This window comes from Escherichia sp. KTE159, from assembly GCF_000408805.1.
GTDB classification, from domain to species: domain Bacteria; phylum Pseudomonadota; class Gammaproteobacteria; order Enterobacterales; family Enterobacteriaceae; genus Escherichia; species Escherichia marmotae.
The window spans coordinates 3,310,129-3,325,522 of sequence record NZ_KE137292.1 but is presented as its reverse complement, the minus strand read 5'-3'; the positions used below and the strand labels follow the sequence as shown (position 1 = coordinate 3,325,522).

At 53.1% G+C, this 15,394-nt stretch carries 15 protein-coding genes; 13 read left to right on the top strand and 2 right to left on the bottom strand.

Features of this window, described 5'->3' with window-relative positions; translation table 11 throughout:
• The first annotated feature begins 44 nt into the window (after positions 1-44).
• The 9 genes from livH (at position 45) to ugpQ (ending at position 9,087) form a co-directional block, all read left to right on the top strand.
• Entirely contained in the window at positions 45-971 is a 927-nt protein-coding gene (gene livH, locus A31E_RS05920) for a high-affinity branched-chain amino acid ABC transporter permease LivH (RefSeq protein ID WP_001295106.1), read from the top strand.
• Positions 968-2,245, top strand: a complete 1,278-nt coding sequence (gene livM, locus A31E_RS05925) for a branched chain amino acid ABC transporter permease LivM (RefSeq protein ID WP_016249307.1) — start codon at positions 968-970, stop codon at positions 2,243-2,245. Before livH ends, livM begins: the two co-directional genes overlap by 4 nt.
• Positions 2,242-3,009 carry a high-affinity branched-chain amino acid ABC transporter ATP-binding protein LivG gene (gene livG, locus A31E_RS05930; protein WP_000082101.1) on the top strand — a complete coding sequence of 256 codons (768 nt, stop codon included), beginning with the start codon at positions 2,242-2,244 and terminating at the stop codon, positions 3,007-3,009. Before livM ends, livG begins: the two co-directional genes overlap by 4 nt.
• Before the next feature lies 1 nt (position 3,010).
• Entirely contained in the window at positions 3,011-3,724 is a 714-nt protein-coding gene (gene livF, locus A31E_RS05935) for a high-affinity branched-chain amino acid ABC transporter ATP-binding protein LivF (protein ID WP_000416891.1), read from the top strand.
• A 407-nt stretch (positions 3,725-4,131) separates the two neighbouring features.
• Positions 4,132-5,448: a sn-glycerol-3-phosphate ABC transporter substrate-binding protein UgpB gene (gene ugpB / locus A31E_RS05940; protein ID WP_016249306.1), complete on the top strand. Its 1,317-nt coding sequence runs from the start codon at positions 4,132-4,134 to the stop codon at positions 5,446-5,448.
• A gap of 97 nt (positions 5,449-5,545) precedes the next feature.
• A complete protein-coding gene (ugpA, locus tag A31E_RS05945; protein WP_000099289.1) occupies positions 5,546-6,433 on the top strand; it encodes a sn-glycerol-3-phosphate ABC transporter permease UgpA in 888 nt (295 codons plus the stop codon).
• Entirely contained in the window at positions 6,430-7,275 is an 846-nt protein-coding gene (ugpE, locus tag A31E_RS05950) for a sn-glycerol-3-phosphate ABC transporter permease UgpE (protein WP_000572182.1), read from the top strand. The genes ugpA and ugpE overlap by 4 nt, the downstream gene beginning before the upstream one ends.
• Position 7,276: 1 nt before the next feature.
• Positions 7,277-8,347, top strand: coding sequence for a sn-glycerol 3-phosphate ABC transporter ATP binding protein UgpC (gene ugpC / locus A31E_RS05955; protein ID WP_000907767.1), 1,071 nt, complete (start codon positions 7,277-7,279; stop codon positions 8,345-8,347).
• Positions 8,344-9,087: a glycerophosphodiester phosphodiesterase gene (gene ugpQ, locus A31E_RS05960; protein WP_001517261.1), complete on the top strand. Its 744-nt coding sequence runs from the start codon at positions 8,344-8,346 to the stop codon at positions 9,085-9,087. The genes ugpC and ugpQ overlap by 4 nt, the downstream gene beginning before the upstream one ends.
• Here ugpQ and A31E_RS05965 read toward each other — a convergent pair.
• Entirely contained in the window at positions 9,074-9,514 is a 441-nt protein-coding gene (locus A31E_RS05965; RefSeq protein ID WP_000826135.1) for a DUF2756 family protein, read from the bottom strand. The genes ugpQ and A31E_RS05965 overlap by 14 nt on opposite strands.
• 121 nt (positions 9,515-9,635) lie before the next feature.
• On the opposite strand from A31E_RS05965, the gene ggt reads away from it, so the two are divergent.
• Entirely contained in the window at positions 9,636-11,381 is a 1,746-nt protein-coding gene (gene ggt, locus A31E_RS05970) for a gamma-glutamyltransferase (protein WP_016249305.1), read from the top strand.
• A 60-nt stretch (positions 11,382-11,441) separates the two neighbouring features.
• Here ggt and yhhY read toward each other — a convergent pair whose 3' ends face one another.
• Positions 11,442-11,930, bottom strand: coding sequence for an N-acetyltransferase (gene yhhY / locus A31E_RS05975; RefSeq protein ID WP_001517259.1), 489 nt, complete (start codon positions 11,928-11,930; stop codon positions 11,442-11,444).
• 477 nt (positions 11,931-12,407) lie between these two features.
• Here yhhY and A31E_RS05980 point away from each other — a divergent pair, with 477 nt between their 5' ends.
• From A31E_RS05980 to gntR, 3 genes are all read left to right on the top strand, one after another.
• Entirely contained in the window at positions 12,408-13,445 is a 1,038-nt protein-coding gene (locus A31E_RS05980) for an oxidoreductase (protein ID WP_016249304.1), read from the top strand.
• 121 nt (positions 13,446-13,566) lie between these two features.
• Entirely contained in the window at positions 13,567-14,262 is a 696-nt protein-coding gene (gene yhhW, locus A31E_RS05985; RefSeq protein ID WP_016249303.1) for a quercetin 2,3-dioxygenase, read from the top strand.
• A gap of 93 nt (positions 14,263-14,355) precedes the next feature.
• Positions 14,356-15,351, top strand: coding sequence for a gluconate operon transcriptional repressor GntR (gene gntR, locus A31E_RS05990; RefSeq protein ID WP_000730265.1), 996 nt, complete (start codon positions 14,356-14,358; stop codon positions 15,349-15,351).
• Positions 15,352-15,394 lie beyond the last annotated feature (43 nt).

Sequence of the window (15,394 nt, the reverse complement as noted above, 5' to 3'; positions counted from 1 at the left end):
TCCCACTGCCCGTGAAAAGCGGGCAGGTTTAGAAAGGTTACCTTATGTCTGAGCAGTTTTTGTATTTCTTGCAGCAGATGTTTAACGGCGTCACGCTGGGCAGTACTTACGCGCTGATTGCCATCGGCTACACCATGGTTTACGGCATTATCGGCATGATCAACTTCGCCCACGGCGAGGTTTATATGATCGGCAGCTACGTCTCGTTTATGATCATCGCTGCGCTGATGATGATGGGCATTGATACCGGCTGGCTGCTGGTGGCGGCGGGATTCGTCGGTGCAATAGTCATTGCCAGCGCTTACGGCTGGAGTATCGAACGGGTAGCGTATCGCCCGGTGCGTAACTCTAAACGTCTGATTGCCCTTATTTCCGCGATTGGCATGTCTATCTTCCTGCAAAACTACGTCAGCCTGACCGAAGGTTCGCGCGACGTGGCGCTGCCCAGCCTGTTTAACGGTCAGTGGATAGTGGGTCATAGCGAAAACTTCTCTGCGTCTATTACCACCATGCAGGCGGTGATCTGGATTGTCACCTTCCTCGCCATGCTGGCGCTGACGATTTTCATTCGCTATTCCCGTATGGGACGCGCGTGTCGTGCCTGCGCGGAAGATCTGAAAATGGCGAGTCTGCTTGGCATTAACACCGACCGGGTGATTGCGCTGACCTTTGTGATTGGCGCAGCGATGGCGGCGGTGGCAGGCGTTCTGCTCGGTCAGTTCTACGGCGTGATTAACCCCTATATTGGCTTTATGGCCGGGATGAAAGCCTTTACTGCTGCGGTACTCGGCGGGATTGGTAGCATTCCGGGGGCGATGATTGGCGGGCTGATCCTGGGGATTGCGGAGGCGCTCTCTTCTGCCTATCTGAGTACGGAATATAAAGATGTGGTTTCATTCGCCTTGCTGATTCTGGTGTTGCTGGTGATGCCGACCGGTATTCTGGGGCGTCCGGAGGTAGAGAAAGTATGAAACCGATGCATATTGCAATGGCGCTGCTCTCTGCCGCCATGTTCTTTGTCCTGGCGGGCGTCTTTATGGGCGTGCAACTGGAGCTGGACGGCACCAAACTGGTGGTCGACGCGGCTTCGGATGTCCGTTGGGAATGGGTGTTTATCGGCACGGCGGTGGTCTTTTTCTTTCAGCTTGTGCGACCTGCTTTCCAGAAAGGGTTGAAAAGCGTTTCCGGGCCGAAGTTCATCCTGCCAGCGATTGATGGTTCCACGGTGAAACAGAAGCTGTTCCTCGTGGCGCTGCTGGTGATTGCGGTGGCGTGGCCGTTTATGGTGTCGCGAGGGACGGTGGATATCGCCACTCTGACCATGATCTATATTATCCTCGGCCTCGGGTTGAACGTGGTGGTAGGGCTTTCCGGCCTGCTGGTGCTCGGTTATGGCGGATTTTACGCCATTGGTGCTTACACCTTTGCGCTGCTCAATCACTATTATGGTCTTGGCTTCTGGACCTGTCTGCCGATTGCCGGTCTGATGGCAGCGGCGGCGGGCTTCCTGCTCGGTTTCCCGGTGTTGCGTCTGCGCGGTGATTATCTGGCGATCGTTACTCTCGGCTTCGGTGAAATTGTGCGTATTTTGCTGCTCAATAATACTGAAGTTACCGGCGGTCCGAACGGCATCAGCCAGATCCCTAAACCGACCTTTTTTGGCCTCGAGTTCAGTCGTACTGCCCGTGAAGGCGGCTGGGATACCTTCAGTAATTTCTTTGGCCTGAAATACGATCCGTCCGATCGCGTCATCTTTCTCTACCTGGTGGCCTTGTTGCTGGTGGTGTTTTCCTTATTCGTCATTAATCGCCTGCTGCGGATGCCGCTGGGTCGCGCATGGGAAGCGTTGCGTGAAGATGAAATCGCCTGTCGTTCGCTGGGTTTAAGCCCGCGCCGTATCAAGCTGACAGCCTTTACCATCAGCGCCGCGTTTGCGGGTTTCGCCGGAACGCTGTTTGCTGCGCGCCAGGGCTTTGTCAGCCCGGAATCCTTCACCTTTGCCGAATCGGCATTTGTGCTGGCAATTGTGGTGCTCGGTGGCATGGGGTCACAGTTTGCGGTGATTCTGGCGGCAGTTCTGCTGGTGGTGTCGCGCGAGTTGATGCGTGATTTCAACGAATACAGCATGTTGATGCTCGGTGGCCTGATGGTGCTGATGATGATCTGGCGTCCACAGGGCTTGCTGCCCATGACACGCCCGCAACTGAAGCTGAAGAACGGCGAAGCGAAAGGAGAGCAGGCATGAGTCAGCCATTATTATCTGTTAACGGCCTGATGATGCGCTTCGGCGGCCTGTTGGCGGTGAACAACGTCAATCTCGAGCTGTACCCGCAGGAAATCGTCTCGTTAATCGGCCCTAACGGTGCCGGAAAAACCACGGTCTTCAATTGCCTGACCGGATTCTACAAACCCACCGGCGGCACCATTTTACTGCGCGATCAGCATCTGGAAGGTTTGCCCGGCCAGCAAATTGCCCGCATGGGCGTGGTGCGCACCTTCCAGCATGTGCGTCTGTTCCGTGAAATGACAGTGATTGAAAACCTGCTGGTGGCGCAGCATCAGCAACTAAAAACCGGGCTGTTTTCCGGCCTGTTGAAAACGCCTTCTTTCCGTCGCGCCCAGAGTGAAGCGCTCGACCGCGCCGCAACCTGGCTTGAGCGCATTGGTTTGCTGGAACACGCCAACCGCCAGGCGAGCAACCTGGCCTATGGCGACCAGCGTCGTCTGGAGATTGCCCGCTGCATGGTGACGCAGCCGGAGATTTTAATGCTCGACGAACCGGCGGCAGGTCTTAACCCGAAAGAGACCAAAGAACTGGATGAGCTGATTGCCGAGCTGCGTAATCATCACAACACCACTATCTTGTTGATTGAGCACGATATGAAGCTGGTGATGGGGATTTCAGACAGAATCTACGTGGTTAATCAGGGGACGCCACTGGCAAATGGTACGCCGGAGCAGATCCGTAATAACCCGGACGTGATCCGTGCCTATTTAGGTGAGGCATAAGATGGAAAAAGTCATGTTGTCCTTTGACAAAGTCAGCGCCCACTACGGCAAAATCCAGGCGCTGCATGAGGTGAGCCTGCATATTAATCAGGGAGAGATTGTTACCTTGATTGGTGCGAACGGCGCAGGGAAAACCACCTTGCTCGGTACGTTATGCGGCGACCCGCGCGCCACCAGCGGACGAATTGTGTTTGATGATAAAGACATTACCGACTGGCAGACGGCGAAAATCATGCGTGAAGCAGTGGCGATTGTCCCGGAAGGGCGTCGTGTCTTCTCGCGGATGACGGTGGAAGAGAACCTGGCAATGGGCGGTTTCTTTGCCGAAAGAGATCAGTTTCAGGAGCGCATAAAGTGGGTCTATGAGCTGTTCCCGCGTCTGCATGAGCGCCGTATTCAGCGGGCGGGCACCATGTCCGGCGGTGAACAACAGATGCTGGCGATTGGTCGTGCACTGATGAGCAATCCGCGTTTGCTGCTGCTTGATGAGCCATCGCTCGGACTGGCACCGATTATCATCCAACAAATCTTCGACACCATCGAGCAGTTGCGCGAGCAGGGAATGACCATCTTCCTCGTCGAACAGAACGCCAATCAGGCGCTGAAGCTGGCAGATCGCGGCTACGTGCTGGAAAACGGTCATGTGGTGCTCTCCGATACCGGCGACGCACTACTGGCGAACGAAGCGGTGAGAAGCGCGTATTTAGGCGGGTAATAACGCGTTGATTGATAAGGAGTCAAAAGACTCCTTTGAGACAGGTGACAAATGTAAAATTGCCTGATGCGCTGCGCTTATCAGGCCTATTGGGTGAGTTGCAATATATTGAATTTGCACGATCTTGTAGGCCGTATAAGGCGTTCACGCCGCATCCGGCATGAAACGATGAGCACATTATCTACAATCTGTAGAGTTTGACTCAGACCTTCTATTTTCCCGCTTATCCGTGCCCCATCTCCCATTTTCCCTCACCCGTACCGTCACCGCCTTGTCATCTTTCTGACACCTTACTATCTTAAAAATGTAACAAAAGAGTTATTTTTCTGTAATTCGAGCATGTCATGTTACCCCGCGAGCATAAAACGCGTGAATTCGCGCATCCGGTACAACAAGAGAGATAATCAATGAAACCGTTACATTATACAGCTTCAGCACTGGCGCTCGGATTGGCGTTAATGGGGAATGCACAGGCCGTGACGACTATTCCGCTCTGGCATTCGATGGAAGGGGAACTGGGTAAAGAGGTGGATTCTCTGGCTCAACGTTTTAACGCCGAAAACCCGGATTACAAAATTGTACCGACCTACAAAGGCAACTACGAACAGAATTTAAGCGCGGGTATCGCAGCATTTCGTACCGGTAACGCGCCGGCTATTTTGCAGGTTTATGAAGTTGGCACCGCCACCATGATGGCGTCGAAAGCGATTAAACCGGTGTATGAAGTATTTAAAGATGCGGGGATTAACTTCGATGAGTCGCAGTTTGTGCCGACGGTTTCAGGCTACTACTCCGACAGCAAAACCGGACATTTACTCTCCCAACCGTTCAACAGCTCGACTCCCGTTCTCTATTACAACAAAGATGCTTTCAAAAAAGCAGGGTTAGACCCGGAGCAGCCGCCGAAAACCTGGCAGGATTTGGCTGACTATGCCGCAAAACTGAAAGCCTCCGGTATGAAGTGCGGCTACGCCAGCGGCTGGCAGGGCTGGATCCAACTGGAAAACTTTAGCGCCTGGAATGGCCTGCCATTTGCCAGCAAAAACAACGGGTTTGACGGCACAGATGCGGTGCTGGAGTTCAACAAGCCGGAGCAGGTGAAACATATCGCCATGCTGGAAGAGATGAACAAGAAGGGCGATTTTAGCTACGTCGGGCGTAAGGATGAATCCACCGAGAAGTTCTATAACGGTGATTGCGCGATGACGACCGCCTCTTCCGGTTCGCTTGCCAACATTCGAGAGTATGCCAAATTCAACTATGGCGTAGGCATGATGCCTTACGACGCCGATGCGAAAGATGCGCCACAAAACGCCATTATCGGCGGAGCCAGCCTGTGGGTGATGCAGGGCAAAGATAAGGATACTTACACCGGTGTGGCGAAGTTCCTCGACTTCCTCGCGAAGCCAGAAAACGCTGCTGAGTGGCATCAGAAAACCGGTTATCTGCCGATCACTAAAGCGGCTTATGACCTGACCCGTGAGCAGGGCTTTTACGAGAAAAACCCAGGAGCGGATACTGCGACGCGTCAGATGCTGAACAAGCCGCCGTTGCCGTATACCAAAGGACTGCGTCTGGGCAATATGCCGCAGATCCGCGTAATTGTGGATGAAGAGCTGGAGAGCGTGTGGACCGGTAAGAAGACGCCACAGCAGGCGCTGGATACCGCCGTTGAGCGTGGGAATCAGTTGCTGCGCCGCTTTGAGAAATCGACGAAGTCTTAATCAGTGTAATGTCGGATGCGTTTCGCTTATCTGACCTGGCATCGCGTGTAGGCCGGATAAGCGAAGCGCATCCGGCACAGTTCAGGAATTAACCGTAATGTCATCATCCCGTCCGGTGTTCCGCTCGCGCTGGCTGCCTTATTTGCTGGTCGCGCCGCAGCTCATCATCACCGTTATCTTTTTTATCTGGCCTGCGGGCGAAGCGTTGTGGTACTCGCTACAAAGCGTCGATCCGTTTGGTTTCTCCAGCCAGTTTGTCGGGCTGGATAACTTCGTCACGCTGTTCCATGACAGTTACTATCTCGACTCCTTCTGGACGACGATAAAATTTAGCACCTTTGTCACCGTCAGCGGTTTGCTGGTGTCGCTGTTCTTTGCGGCGCTGGTGGAGTACATCGTGCGCGGCAGCCGTTTCTATCAAACTTTAATGTTGTTGCCGTATGCCGTGGCTCCCGCCGTTGCCGCCGTATTGTGGATCTTCCTGTTTAACCCCGGTCGCGGGCTGATCACTCATTTTCTTGCTGAGTTCGGCTATGACTGGAACCACGCGCAAAACAGCGGCCAGGCGATGTTTCTGGTGGTGTTCGCCTCGGTGTGGAAGCAAATCAGCTACAACTTTCTGTTCTTCTATGCCGCGCTGCAATCCATTCCCCGTTCACTGATCGAAGCGGCGGCCATTGACGGCGCAGGCCCGATTCGCCGCTTCTTTAAGATCGCGTTACCGCTTATCGCTCCGGTGAGTTTCTTTCTGCTGGTGGTTAATCTGGTGTACGCCTTCTTCGACACCTTCCCGGTGATTGATGCCGCTACGTCCGGTGGGCCAGTACAGGCCACTACCACGCTGATTTATAAGATCTACCGCGAAGGCTTTACCGGACTGGATCTGGCTTCGTCTGCCGCGCAGTCGGTGGTGTTGATGTTCCTCGTCATCGTGTTGACGGTGGTGCAGTTCCGCTATGTTGAAAGCAAGGTGCGTTACCAATGATTGAGAACCGTCCGTGGCTGACGATATTCAGCCATACCATGCTGATCCTTGGGATTGCGGTGATCCTCTTCCCGCTGTACGTGGCGTTTGTCGCAGCGACGCTGGATAAACAGGAAGTCTACGCCGCGCCGATGACGCTGATCCCCGGCACGCATCTGCTGGAGAATATCCATAACATTTGGGTAAACGGAGTAGGCACGAATAGCGCGCCATTCTGGCGGATGTTGCTTAACAGTTTCGTGATGGCGTTCAGCATTACGCTGGGCAAAATTACCGTTTCGATGCTCTCGGCATTCGCCATCGTCTGGTTTCGTTTTCCGCTGCGTAACCTCTTCTTCTGGATGATTTTTATTACTCTGATGCTGCCGGTTGAAGTGCGTATTTTCCCGACGGTAGAAGTGATCGCCAATCTGAAGATGCTCGACAGCTACGCAGGTTTAACGCTGCCGCTGATGGCCTCAGCGACCGCTACGTTCCTGTTCCGGCAGTTCTTTATGACGCTGCCGGATGAGCTGGTGGAAGCGGCTCGTATCGACGGTGCGTCACCGATGCGCTTCTTTTGCGACATTGTCTTTCCGCTGTCAAAAACCAATCTGGCGGCGCTGTTTGTGATCACCTTTATCTACGGCTGGAACCAGTATCTGTGGCCGCTGCTGATTATTACCGATGTTGATCTCGGCACCACCGTGGCGGGGATTAAAGGGATGATCGCCACTGGCGAAGGCACGACAGAATGGAACTCGGTGATGGCTGCGATGTTGTTAACCCTGATCCCACCAGTATTGATTGTTTTAGTGATGCAGCGTGCCTTTGTGCGCGGCCTGGTCGATAGTGAGAAATAAGATGGCAGGACTGAAATTACAGGCAGTAACCAAAAGCTGGGATGGCAAAACCCAGGTCATTAAACCGCTGACGCTTGATGTGGCAGACGGTGAATTTATTGTGATGGTTGGGCCGTCTGGCTGCGGAAAATCCACGCTACTGCGCATGGTTGCCGGGCTGGAGCAGGTGACTGAGGGCGATATCTGGATCAACGAGCAGCGCGTAACCGAAATGGAGCCGAAAGATCGCGGGATTGCGATGGTGTTCCAGAACTACGCGCTTTATCCGCATATGAGCGTAGAGGAGAATATGGCGTGGGGGCTGAAAATTCGCGGTATGGGCAAGCAGCAAATTGCTGAACGTGTCAAAGAAGCAGCACGCATTCTCGAACTTGACGGTTTGCTTAAGCGCCGTCCACGCGAGCTTTCTGGCGGTCAGCGTCAGCGTGTGGCGATGGGGCGCGCGATTGTGCGCGATCCGGCGGTGTTCTTGTTTGATGAGCCGCTCTCTAACCTCGATGCCAAGCTGCGCGTACAGATGCGTCTTGAGTTGCAGCAGTTACACCGTCGTCTGAAAACGACATCACTCTACGTCACCCACGATCAGGTTGAAGCGATGACCCTCGCCCAGCGAGTGATGGTAATGAACGGCGGCGTTGCCGAACAGATTGGCACGCCGGTTGAAGTGTACGAAAAACCCGCCAGCCTGTTTGTGGCGAGTTTTATCGGCAGTCCGGCGATGAACCTGCTGACAGGTCGCGTGAATAACGAAGGTACGCACTTCGAGCTGGACGGCGGCATCGTACTACCGTTGAACGGTTATTATCGGCAGTATGCCGGGCGTAAAATGACCCTCGGTATCCGCCCGGAACATATTGCGTTAAGCTCGCAGGCAGAAGGCGGCGTGCCGCTGGTGATGGACACGCTGGAGATCCTCGGCGCTGATAATCTGGCGCACGGACGCTGGGGCGATCAGAAGCTGGTGGTACGACTGGCGCATCAGGAACGCCCGACGGCAGGCAGCATGTTGTGGCTGCATTTGCCGGAAAATCAGCTACATCTTTTTGATGGTGAAACAGGACAACGAGTATGAGTAACTGGCCTTATCCCCGCATTGTCGCCCACCGTGGCGGCGGTAAACTTGCCCCGGAAAACACCCTGGCGGCAATCGACGTGGGGGCAAAATACGGTCATAAGATGATCGAATTTGATGCGAAGTTATCGAAAGATGGTGAGATCTTCTTGCTCCATGATGACAACCTCGAACGTACCAGCAACGGCTGGGGCGTCGCGGGCGAACTGAACTGGCAGGATTTACTGCGCGTGGATGCAGGCAGTTGGTACAGCAAAGCGTTTAAAGGTGAGCCGCTGCCGTTGCTTTCGCAGGTGGCGGAACGCTGTCGCGAACACGGGATGATGGCGAATATCGAAATCAAACCCACCACCGGCACCGGGTCGTCGACGGGCAAAATGGTGGCACTGGCGGCACGCGAACTTTGGGCGGAGATGACCCCGCCGCTGCTGTCATCGTTTGAGATTGATGCTTTAGAAGCCGCACAATTGGCAGCACCGGAACTGCCGCGCGGTTTGTTGCTTGATGAGTGGCGCGACGACTGGCGCGAACTGACTACGCGGCTGGGCTGCGTTTCTATTCATCTCAATCATAAGTTGCTCGATAAAGCGCGAGTGATGCAGTTGAAAGACGCTGGGTTGCGGATTCTGGTTTATACCGTCAACAGACCCCAGCGAGCGGCAGAGTTGCTGCGCTGGGGCGTGGATTGCATCTGTACTGATGCGATTGACGTGATCGGGCCAAATTTTACGGCCCAATAGTTTTCAACGGAAGGTCAGGCTGCGATGTGCTGGGTGGATTCAGCATGTCGCCGTTTCTCCTCTCTTGCAGCATATGCTGCTGATTCAACGAACTATCCGGATTACGGTTGCCGTTTAACATCCCGCCGTTGTTGTTGGGCAGCATTTGCTGCCGGGCGGGATTTAGCTCCCCCGGCTGCGACTGCAATACCCGCTGCGAGTTGCTGTTAATCTGATTTTCTAAATGCTGCTGTTGTAATTGCGTCTGAGTTTTCAGTTGCTGATTCAGCATCCCTTTTTGTTGGATTTGCTGAGTCTGCATCTGGGTTTGCATCCGTTGCTGGCTGGGGATTTGATATCCCGGCTGGTTAGGATTATTCAGAGTATTAATGGGCTGTGCAAAGCCGACAAACGGCAGGAGTGCCGTCAAAAGCAGAAGTCGTTTCATCGCGTATCCTCCTCTGAAGATATCCTTTAAGTTTACTCGTTTCCCGGCAAAACGATGATTATTTCAGAGTTATACACCAGGCTTAAGTGGGGAAGGCCCCTCATACAACTGGAGAATAACGATGATAAAACCGACGTTTTTACGCCGGGCGGCGATTGCTACTTTACTTTCAGGATGTTGTTTTAGTGCGGCAGCCGCGCCACCTGCGCCGCCGCCCGTCTCGTATGGCGTGGAGGAGGATGTCTTCCATCCGGTGCGCGCGAAGCAGGGAATGGTGGCTTCTGTCGATGCCACTGCCACTCAGGTGGGGGTAGATATCCTCAAGGAGGGCGGGAATGCCGTGGATGCTGCCGTGGCGGTGGGATATGCGCTGGCGGTAACGCATCCGCAGGCGGGGAATCTGGGGGGCGGCGGTTTTATGCTGATCCGCACTAAAAATGGCAACACCACCGCTATCGACTTCCGCGAAATGGCACCTGCCAAAGCGACCCGCGATATGTTCCTCGATGACCAGGGCAACCCGGACAGTAAAAAATCACTCACTTCGCATCTGGCCTCCGGCACGCCGGGCACGGTAGCAGGTTTCTCGCTGGCGCTGGATAAATACGGCACCATGCCGCTGAACAAAGTGGTTCAGCCCGCGTTTAAACTGGCGCGTGATGGTTTTATCGTTAACGATGCGTTGGCTGACGACCTCAAAACCTATGGTAGCGAAGTGCTGCCGAATCACGAAAACAGCAAGGCTATCTTCTGGAAAGAGGGGGAGCCGCTGAAAAAGGGCGACAAGTTGGTGCAGGCGAACCTGGCAAAGAGCCTGGAGATGATTGCCGAAAATGGCCCGGACGCGTTTTACAAAGGCACAATAGCTGAGCAGATTGCCCAGGAGATGCAGAAAAACGGTGGTTTGATTACCAAAGAGGATTTAGCTGCGTATAAAGCGGTCGAACGCACACCGATTAGCGGCGATTATCGCGGGTATCAGGTTTACTCCATGCCACCGCCATCTTCTGGTGGGATTCATATCGTGCAGATCCTCAATATTCTGGAAAACTTCGATATGAAGAAATATGGCTTTGGTAGCGCCGATGCGATGCAAATCATGGCCGAAGCCGAGAAACATGCCTATGCCGATCGCTCGGAATACCTTGGCGACCCGGATTTTGTCAAAGTACCGTGGCAGGCGCTGACGAATAAGGCCTATGCCAAATCTATTGCCGATCAAATTGATATCAATAAAGCGAAGCCGTCCAGCGAAATTCGCCCCGGCAAGCTTGTGCCTTATGAGAGTAATCAAACCACCCATTATTCAGTGGTGGATAAAGACGGTAACGCGGTGGCGGTGACCTATACGCTGAATACCACCTTCGGTACGGGCATTGTCGCGGGCGAGAGCGGTATTTTGCTTAATAACCAAATGGATGATTTCTCGGCCAAACCGGGCGTACCGAACGTGTACGGGCTGGTAGGCGGTGATGCCAATGCTGTAGGGCCGAACAAGCGCCCGCTGTCATCGATGTCACCAACCATTGTGGTGAAAGATGGCAAAACCTGGCTGGTCACTGGCAGCCCTGGCGGTAGCCGAATTATCACCACCGTGCTGCAAATGGTAGTGAACAGTATCGATTATGGAATGAACGTCGCTGAAGCGACTAATGCGCCGCGTTTCCACCATCAGTGGTTGCCGGACGAGTTGCGAGTGGAGAAAGGATTTAGCCCGGATACGCTCAAGCTACTGGAAGCAAAAGGCCAGAAAGTGGCGCTGAAAGAAGCGATGGGCAGCACGCAAAGCATTATGGTTGCTCCGGACGGTGAGTTGTACGGCGCATCTGATCCACGTTCGGTAGATGATTTAACGGCGGGGTATTAATATGTTAAGCCCTCTCCCGGTAGGTGAGGGCTTAAATGACAAACTTAGATTGCAAATTTTCTATTTCACCCGCGCCATATAATACACATCAACATATTCACCGTTTCGCAATGCGTACTTCTTGCCAGTTCCTTCAATCTCAAAGCCGTATTTTTTATAGACCTTAATTGCCGGGGCGTTGTCGACAAACACCGTTAGCTCAATGCGATCTACCCGCAACCAGTTGTCGCACATTTCAATCATCTCTTGCATCAGGGCACTGGCGACGCCGCGATTCTTCCAGCGGGAGTCGACGCAGATACCAAAATCGGCAACATGACTGCGACGCGGGCGTTGCTGTACGTCAATGGTAAGATGACCTACGACGTCTCCATCAATACAGGCGACGAGTTGCTTGATGCCGGGATGCCCGGCGAGTCGCTCCTGCCACATATGAGCGGAAGGATGAGGCACCTGTAGCGTGTTGTAATACACCTCCGGCTGGGCGTGAATCTGCCGAATAGCCTCGTAATCGCGCGTTTCAGCGTGGCGTATCACTATCTCATTCATTCCTCTGTCCTCTTTGGTGTAAATGTCCCTTTCAACATCATTGACTTTCAAAAGCGAGTCAAATGCATTTTTTTGCAAAAAGTGTTGGACAAGTGCGAATGAGAATGATTATTATTGTCTCGCGATCAGGAAGACCCTCGCGGAGAACCTGAAAGCACGACATTGCTCACATTGCTTCCAGTATTACTTAGCCAGCCGGGTGCTGGCTTTTTTTTTGCTTTCGTTTCAGCCAGGCTGACTTGCTATTTTGCCCACGGGAAGTGCTCGTGTTGAGACAAATGCAAAATTGCCTGATGCGCTACGCTTATCAGGCCTACAAACCGATGCCATTTTGTGTAGGCCGGATAAGGCGTTCACGCCGCATCCGGCATGATCAAAGTGCACTTTGCCAACAATCTGACGTACTGAAACACAGGCATAGGAACCACGTCCGCTTTGCGCTAAGGTGTCACTAACCACCTTAAAAAGGACGAAACTATGGTCATTAACTGCGCCTTCATTGGCTTCGGTAAAAGCACCACCCGTTACCATCTGCCGTATGTACTTAACCGCAAGGATAGCTGGCATGTCGCGCATATTTTTCGCCGCCATGCCAGGCCGGAAGAACAGGCTCCCATCTATTCCCATATTCATTTCACCAGCGATCTCGACGAAGTATTAAATGATCCCGACGTTAAGCTGGTTGTCGTCTGCACCCATGCTGACAGCCACTTCGAGTATGCGAAGCGCACGCTGGAGGCCGGAAAAAATGTGCTGGTCGAAAAACCGTTCACCCCTACGCTTGCGCAAGCGAAAGAGCTGTTTGCGCTGGCAAAAAGTAAAGGGCTGACCGTCACGCCGTATCAGAATCGTCGCTTTGACTCCTGCTTCCTGACGGCGAAAAAAGCGATTGAAAGCGGCAAGCTGGGAGAGATTGTCGAAGTGGAAAGCCATTTTGACTACTACCGCCCGGTGGCAGAAACTAAATCCGGACTACCGCAAGATGGCGCGTTCTATGGTCTTGGCGTGCATACCCTCGACCAGATTATTTCACTGTTTGGTCGCCCGGATCATGTGGCTTACGATATTCGCAGCCTGCGTAATAAAGCCAATCCGGACGACACTTTCGAAGCGCAGTTGTTTTATGGTGATTTGAAAGCCATCGTCAAAACCAGCCATTTGGTGAAAATCGATTATCCGAAATTTATCGTTCACGGTAAGAAAGGTACATTTATTAAATACGGTATTGACCAGCAGGAAACCAGCCTGAAGGCTAATATTATGCCGGGCGAAGCGGGATTCGCGGCGGATGATTCGGTCGGTGTGCTGGAGTATGTCAATGACGAGGGCGTTACGGTAAGAGAGGAAATGAAGCCGGAAGTGGGAGATTACGGACGCGTCTACGATGCGCTGTATCAAACCATTACTACCGGTGCACCAAATTACGTCAAGGAATCTGAAGTTCTTACTAATCTGGAAATCCTTGAGCGTGGTTTTGAGCAAGCTTCACCCTCCACGGTAACTCTCGCGAAGTAAGTTTTATGCCCCCTCAAATAGTTCAATTTTTTTGAACAGAGGGGTCAATTTTCACCCTCTATCATCCCGGACGGATCGGGTCCACACTAAGCCCATCAAATCATTCAGGGGGCGAATACAAATGATCTACTTACGCAAAGCAAATGAACGTGGCCATGCGAATCATGGCTGGCTGGACTCCTGGCACACTTTCTCTTTTGCCAACTATTACGATCCGAACTTTATGGGCTTCTCCGCGCTGCGTGTGATTAACGACGACGTGATTGAAGCAGGGCAGGGCTTCGGCACTCACCCACATAAAGATATGGAAATTTTGACCTATGTGCTGGAAGGTGCGGTTGAGCATCAGGACAGCATGGGGAACAAAGAACAGGTTCCGGCGGGCGAGTTTCAGATTATGAGTGCGGGTACGGGTATTCGTCACTCAGAGTACAACCCAAGTAGCACCGAGCGTCTGCATCTGTATCAGATCTGGATCATGCCGGAAGAAAACGGCATTACGCCGCGTTATGAACAGCGTCGCTTCGATGCCGTACAGGGCAAACAACTGGTGCTCTCGCCGGATGCGCGTGACGGTTCGTTGAAAGTGCATCAGGATATGGAGCTGTATCGCTGGGCGCTGGTGAAAGATGAACAGTCAATACATCAGATTGCCGCTGAACGCCGCGTCTGGATCCAGGTGGTGAAAGGCAACGTCACCATTAACGGCGTAAAAGCCTCGACCAGCGATGGCCTGGCAATTTGGGATGAGCAGGCGATATCCATCCACGCCGATAGCGACAGTGAAATTCTGCTGTTCGATTTACCGCCAGTCTAAATTTATCTCACAAACCTTCCCGAGGAATCGGGAAGGTTCTGATGCGTCCGTGGTAAACTAAAGGAATCTATCCCTTTTGTACCTTTCAGGACGATGAAAAAGAAAAGACCCGTACTTCAGGATGTGGCTGATCGTGTAGGCGTGACCAAAATGACGGTCAGTCGTTTTTTACGCAACCCGGAGCAAGTCTCCGTCGCCCTGCGCGGCAAGATCGCTGCCGCTCTTGATGAACTGGGTTATATTCCCAATCGCGCACCCGATATCCTCTCAAACGCCACCAGTCGGGCGATTGGCGTCCTGCTACCTTCTCTGACTAACCAGGTTTTTGCCGAAGTGTTACGCGGAATTGAAAGCGTTACCGACGCACACGGTTATCAAACCATGTTGGCTCACTACGGTTATAAACCGGAAATGGAGCAAGAACGCCTCGAATCGATGCTCTCGTGGAATATCGACGGGCTGATCCTTACCGAACGTACCCACACGCCGCGCACATTAAAGATGATTGAAGTGGCAGGTATTCCGGTGGTGGAACTGATGGACAGCCAGTCGCCGTGTCTCGATATCGCCGTCGGATTTAATAACTTTGAAGCGGCACGGCAGATGACCGCCGCTATCATTGCCCGTGGGCATCGTCATGTGGCTTATCTTGGTGCGCGCCTCGATGAACGTACTATCATCAAACAGAAGGGATATGAGCAGGCGATGCTGGATGCCGGCCTGGTGCCGTATAGCGTGATGGTCGAGCAATCCTCTTCTTACTCTTCTGGTATTGAACTGATTCGCCAGGCGCGGCGGGAATATCCGCAGTTAGATGGCGTGTTCTGTACCAACGATGACCTGGCCGTTGGCGCGGCATTTGAATGTCAGCGCCTGGGGCTGAAAATCCCTGATGATATGGCGATCGCCGGTTTCCACGGTCACGATATTGGTCAGGTGATGGAGCCACGGTTGGCGAGCGTGCTGACGCCGCGTGAGCGGATGGGCAGCATTGGCGCTGAGCGCCTGCTGGCGCGTATTCGTGGCGAAGCGGTGACACCGAAAATGTTAGATTTAGGTTTCACCTTGTCACCGGGCGGATCTATTTAAGCTCACAAATTTGAAGTAGCTCACACTTATACACTTAAGGCAC

Excerpts from the sequence above, each read along its gene's own strand:
- yhhY (WP_001517259.1), bottom strand. The coding sequence starts at position 11,930 with ATGAATGAGATAGTGATACGCCACGCTGAAACGCGCGATTACGAGGCT.
- livM (WP_016249307.1), top strand. The coding sequence starts at position 968 with ATGAAACCGATGCATATTGCAATGGCGCTGCTCTCTGCCGCCATGTTC.
- livF (WP_000416891.1), top strand. The coding sequence starts at position 3,011 with ATGGAAAAAGTCATGTTGTCCTTTGACAAAGTCAGCGCCCACTACGGC.
- livH (WP_001295106.1), top strand. The coding sequence starts at position 45 with ATGTCTGAGCAGTTTTTGTATTTCTTGCAGCAGATGTTTAACGGCGTC.
- ugpQ (WP_001517261.1), top strand. The coding sequence starts at position 8,344 with ATGAGTAACTGGCCTTATCCCCGCATTGTCGCCCACCGTGGCGGCGGT.
- A31E_RS05965 (WP_000826135.1), bottom strand. The coding sequence starts at position 9,514 with ATGAAACGACTTCTGCTTTTGACGGCACTCCTGCCGTTTGTCGGCTTT.
- ugpC (WP_000907767.1), top strand. The coding sequence starts at position 7,277 with ATGGCAGGACTGAAATTACAGGCAGTAACCAAAAGCTGGGATGGCAAA.
- yhhW (WP_016249303.1), top strand. The coding sequence starts at position 13,567 with ATGATCTACTTACGCAAAGCAAATGAACGTGGCCATGCGAATCATGGC.
- gntR (WP_000730265.1), top strand. The coding sequence starts at position 14,356 with ATGAAAAAGAAAAGACCCGTACTTCAGGATGTGGCTGATCGTGTAGGC.
- livG (WP_000082101.1), top strand. The coding sequence starts at position 2,242 with ATGAGTCAGCCATTATTATCTGTTAACGGCCTGATGATGCGCTTCGGC.
- ugpA (WP_000099289.1), top strand. The coding sequence starts at position 5,546 with ATGTCATCATCCCGTCCGGTGTTCCGCTCGCGCTGGCTGCCTTATTTG.
- ugpE (WP_000572182.1), top strand. The coding sequence starts at position 6,430 with ATGATTGAGAACCGTCCGTGGCTGACGATATTCAGCCATACCATGCTG.
- ugpB (WP_016249306.1), top strand. The coding sequence starts at position 4,132 with ATGAAACCGTTACATTATACAGCTTCAGCACTGGCGCTCGGATTGGCG.
- A31E_RS05980 (WP_016249304.1), top strand. The coding sequence starts at position 12,408 with ATGGTCATTAACTGCGCCTTCATTGGCTTCGGTAAAAGCACCACCCGT.
- ggt (WP_016249305.1), top strand. The coding sequence starts at position 9,636 with ATGATAAAACCGACGTTTTTACGCCGGGCGGCGATTGCTACTTTACTT.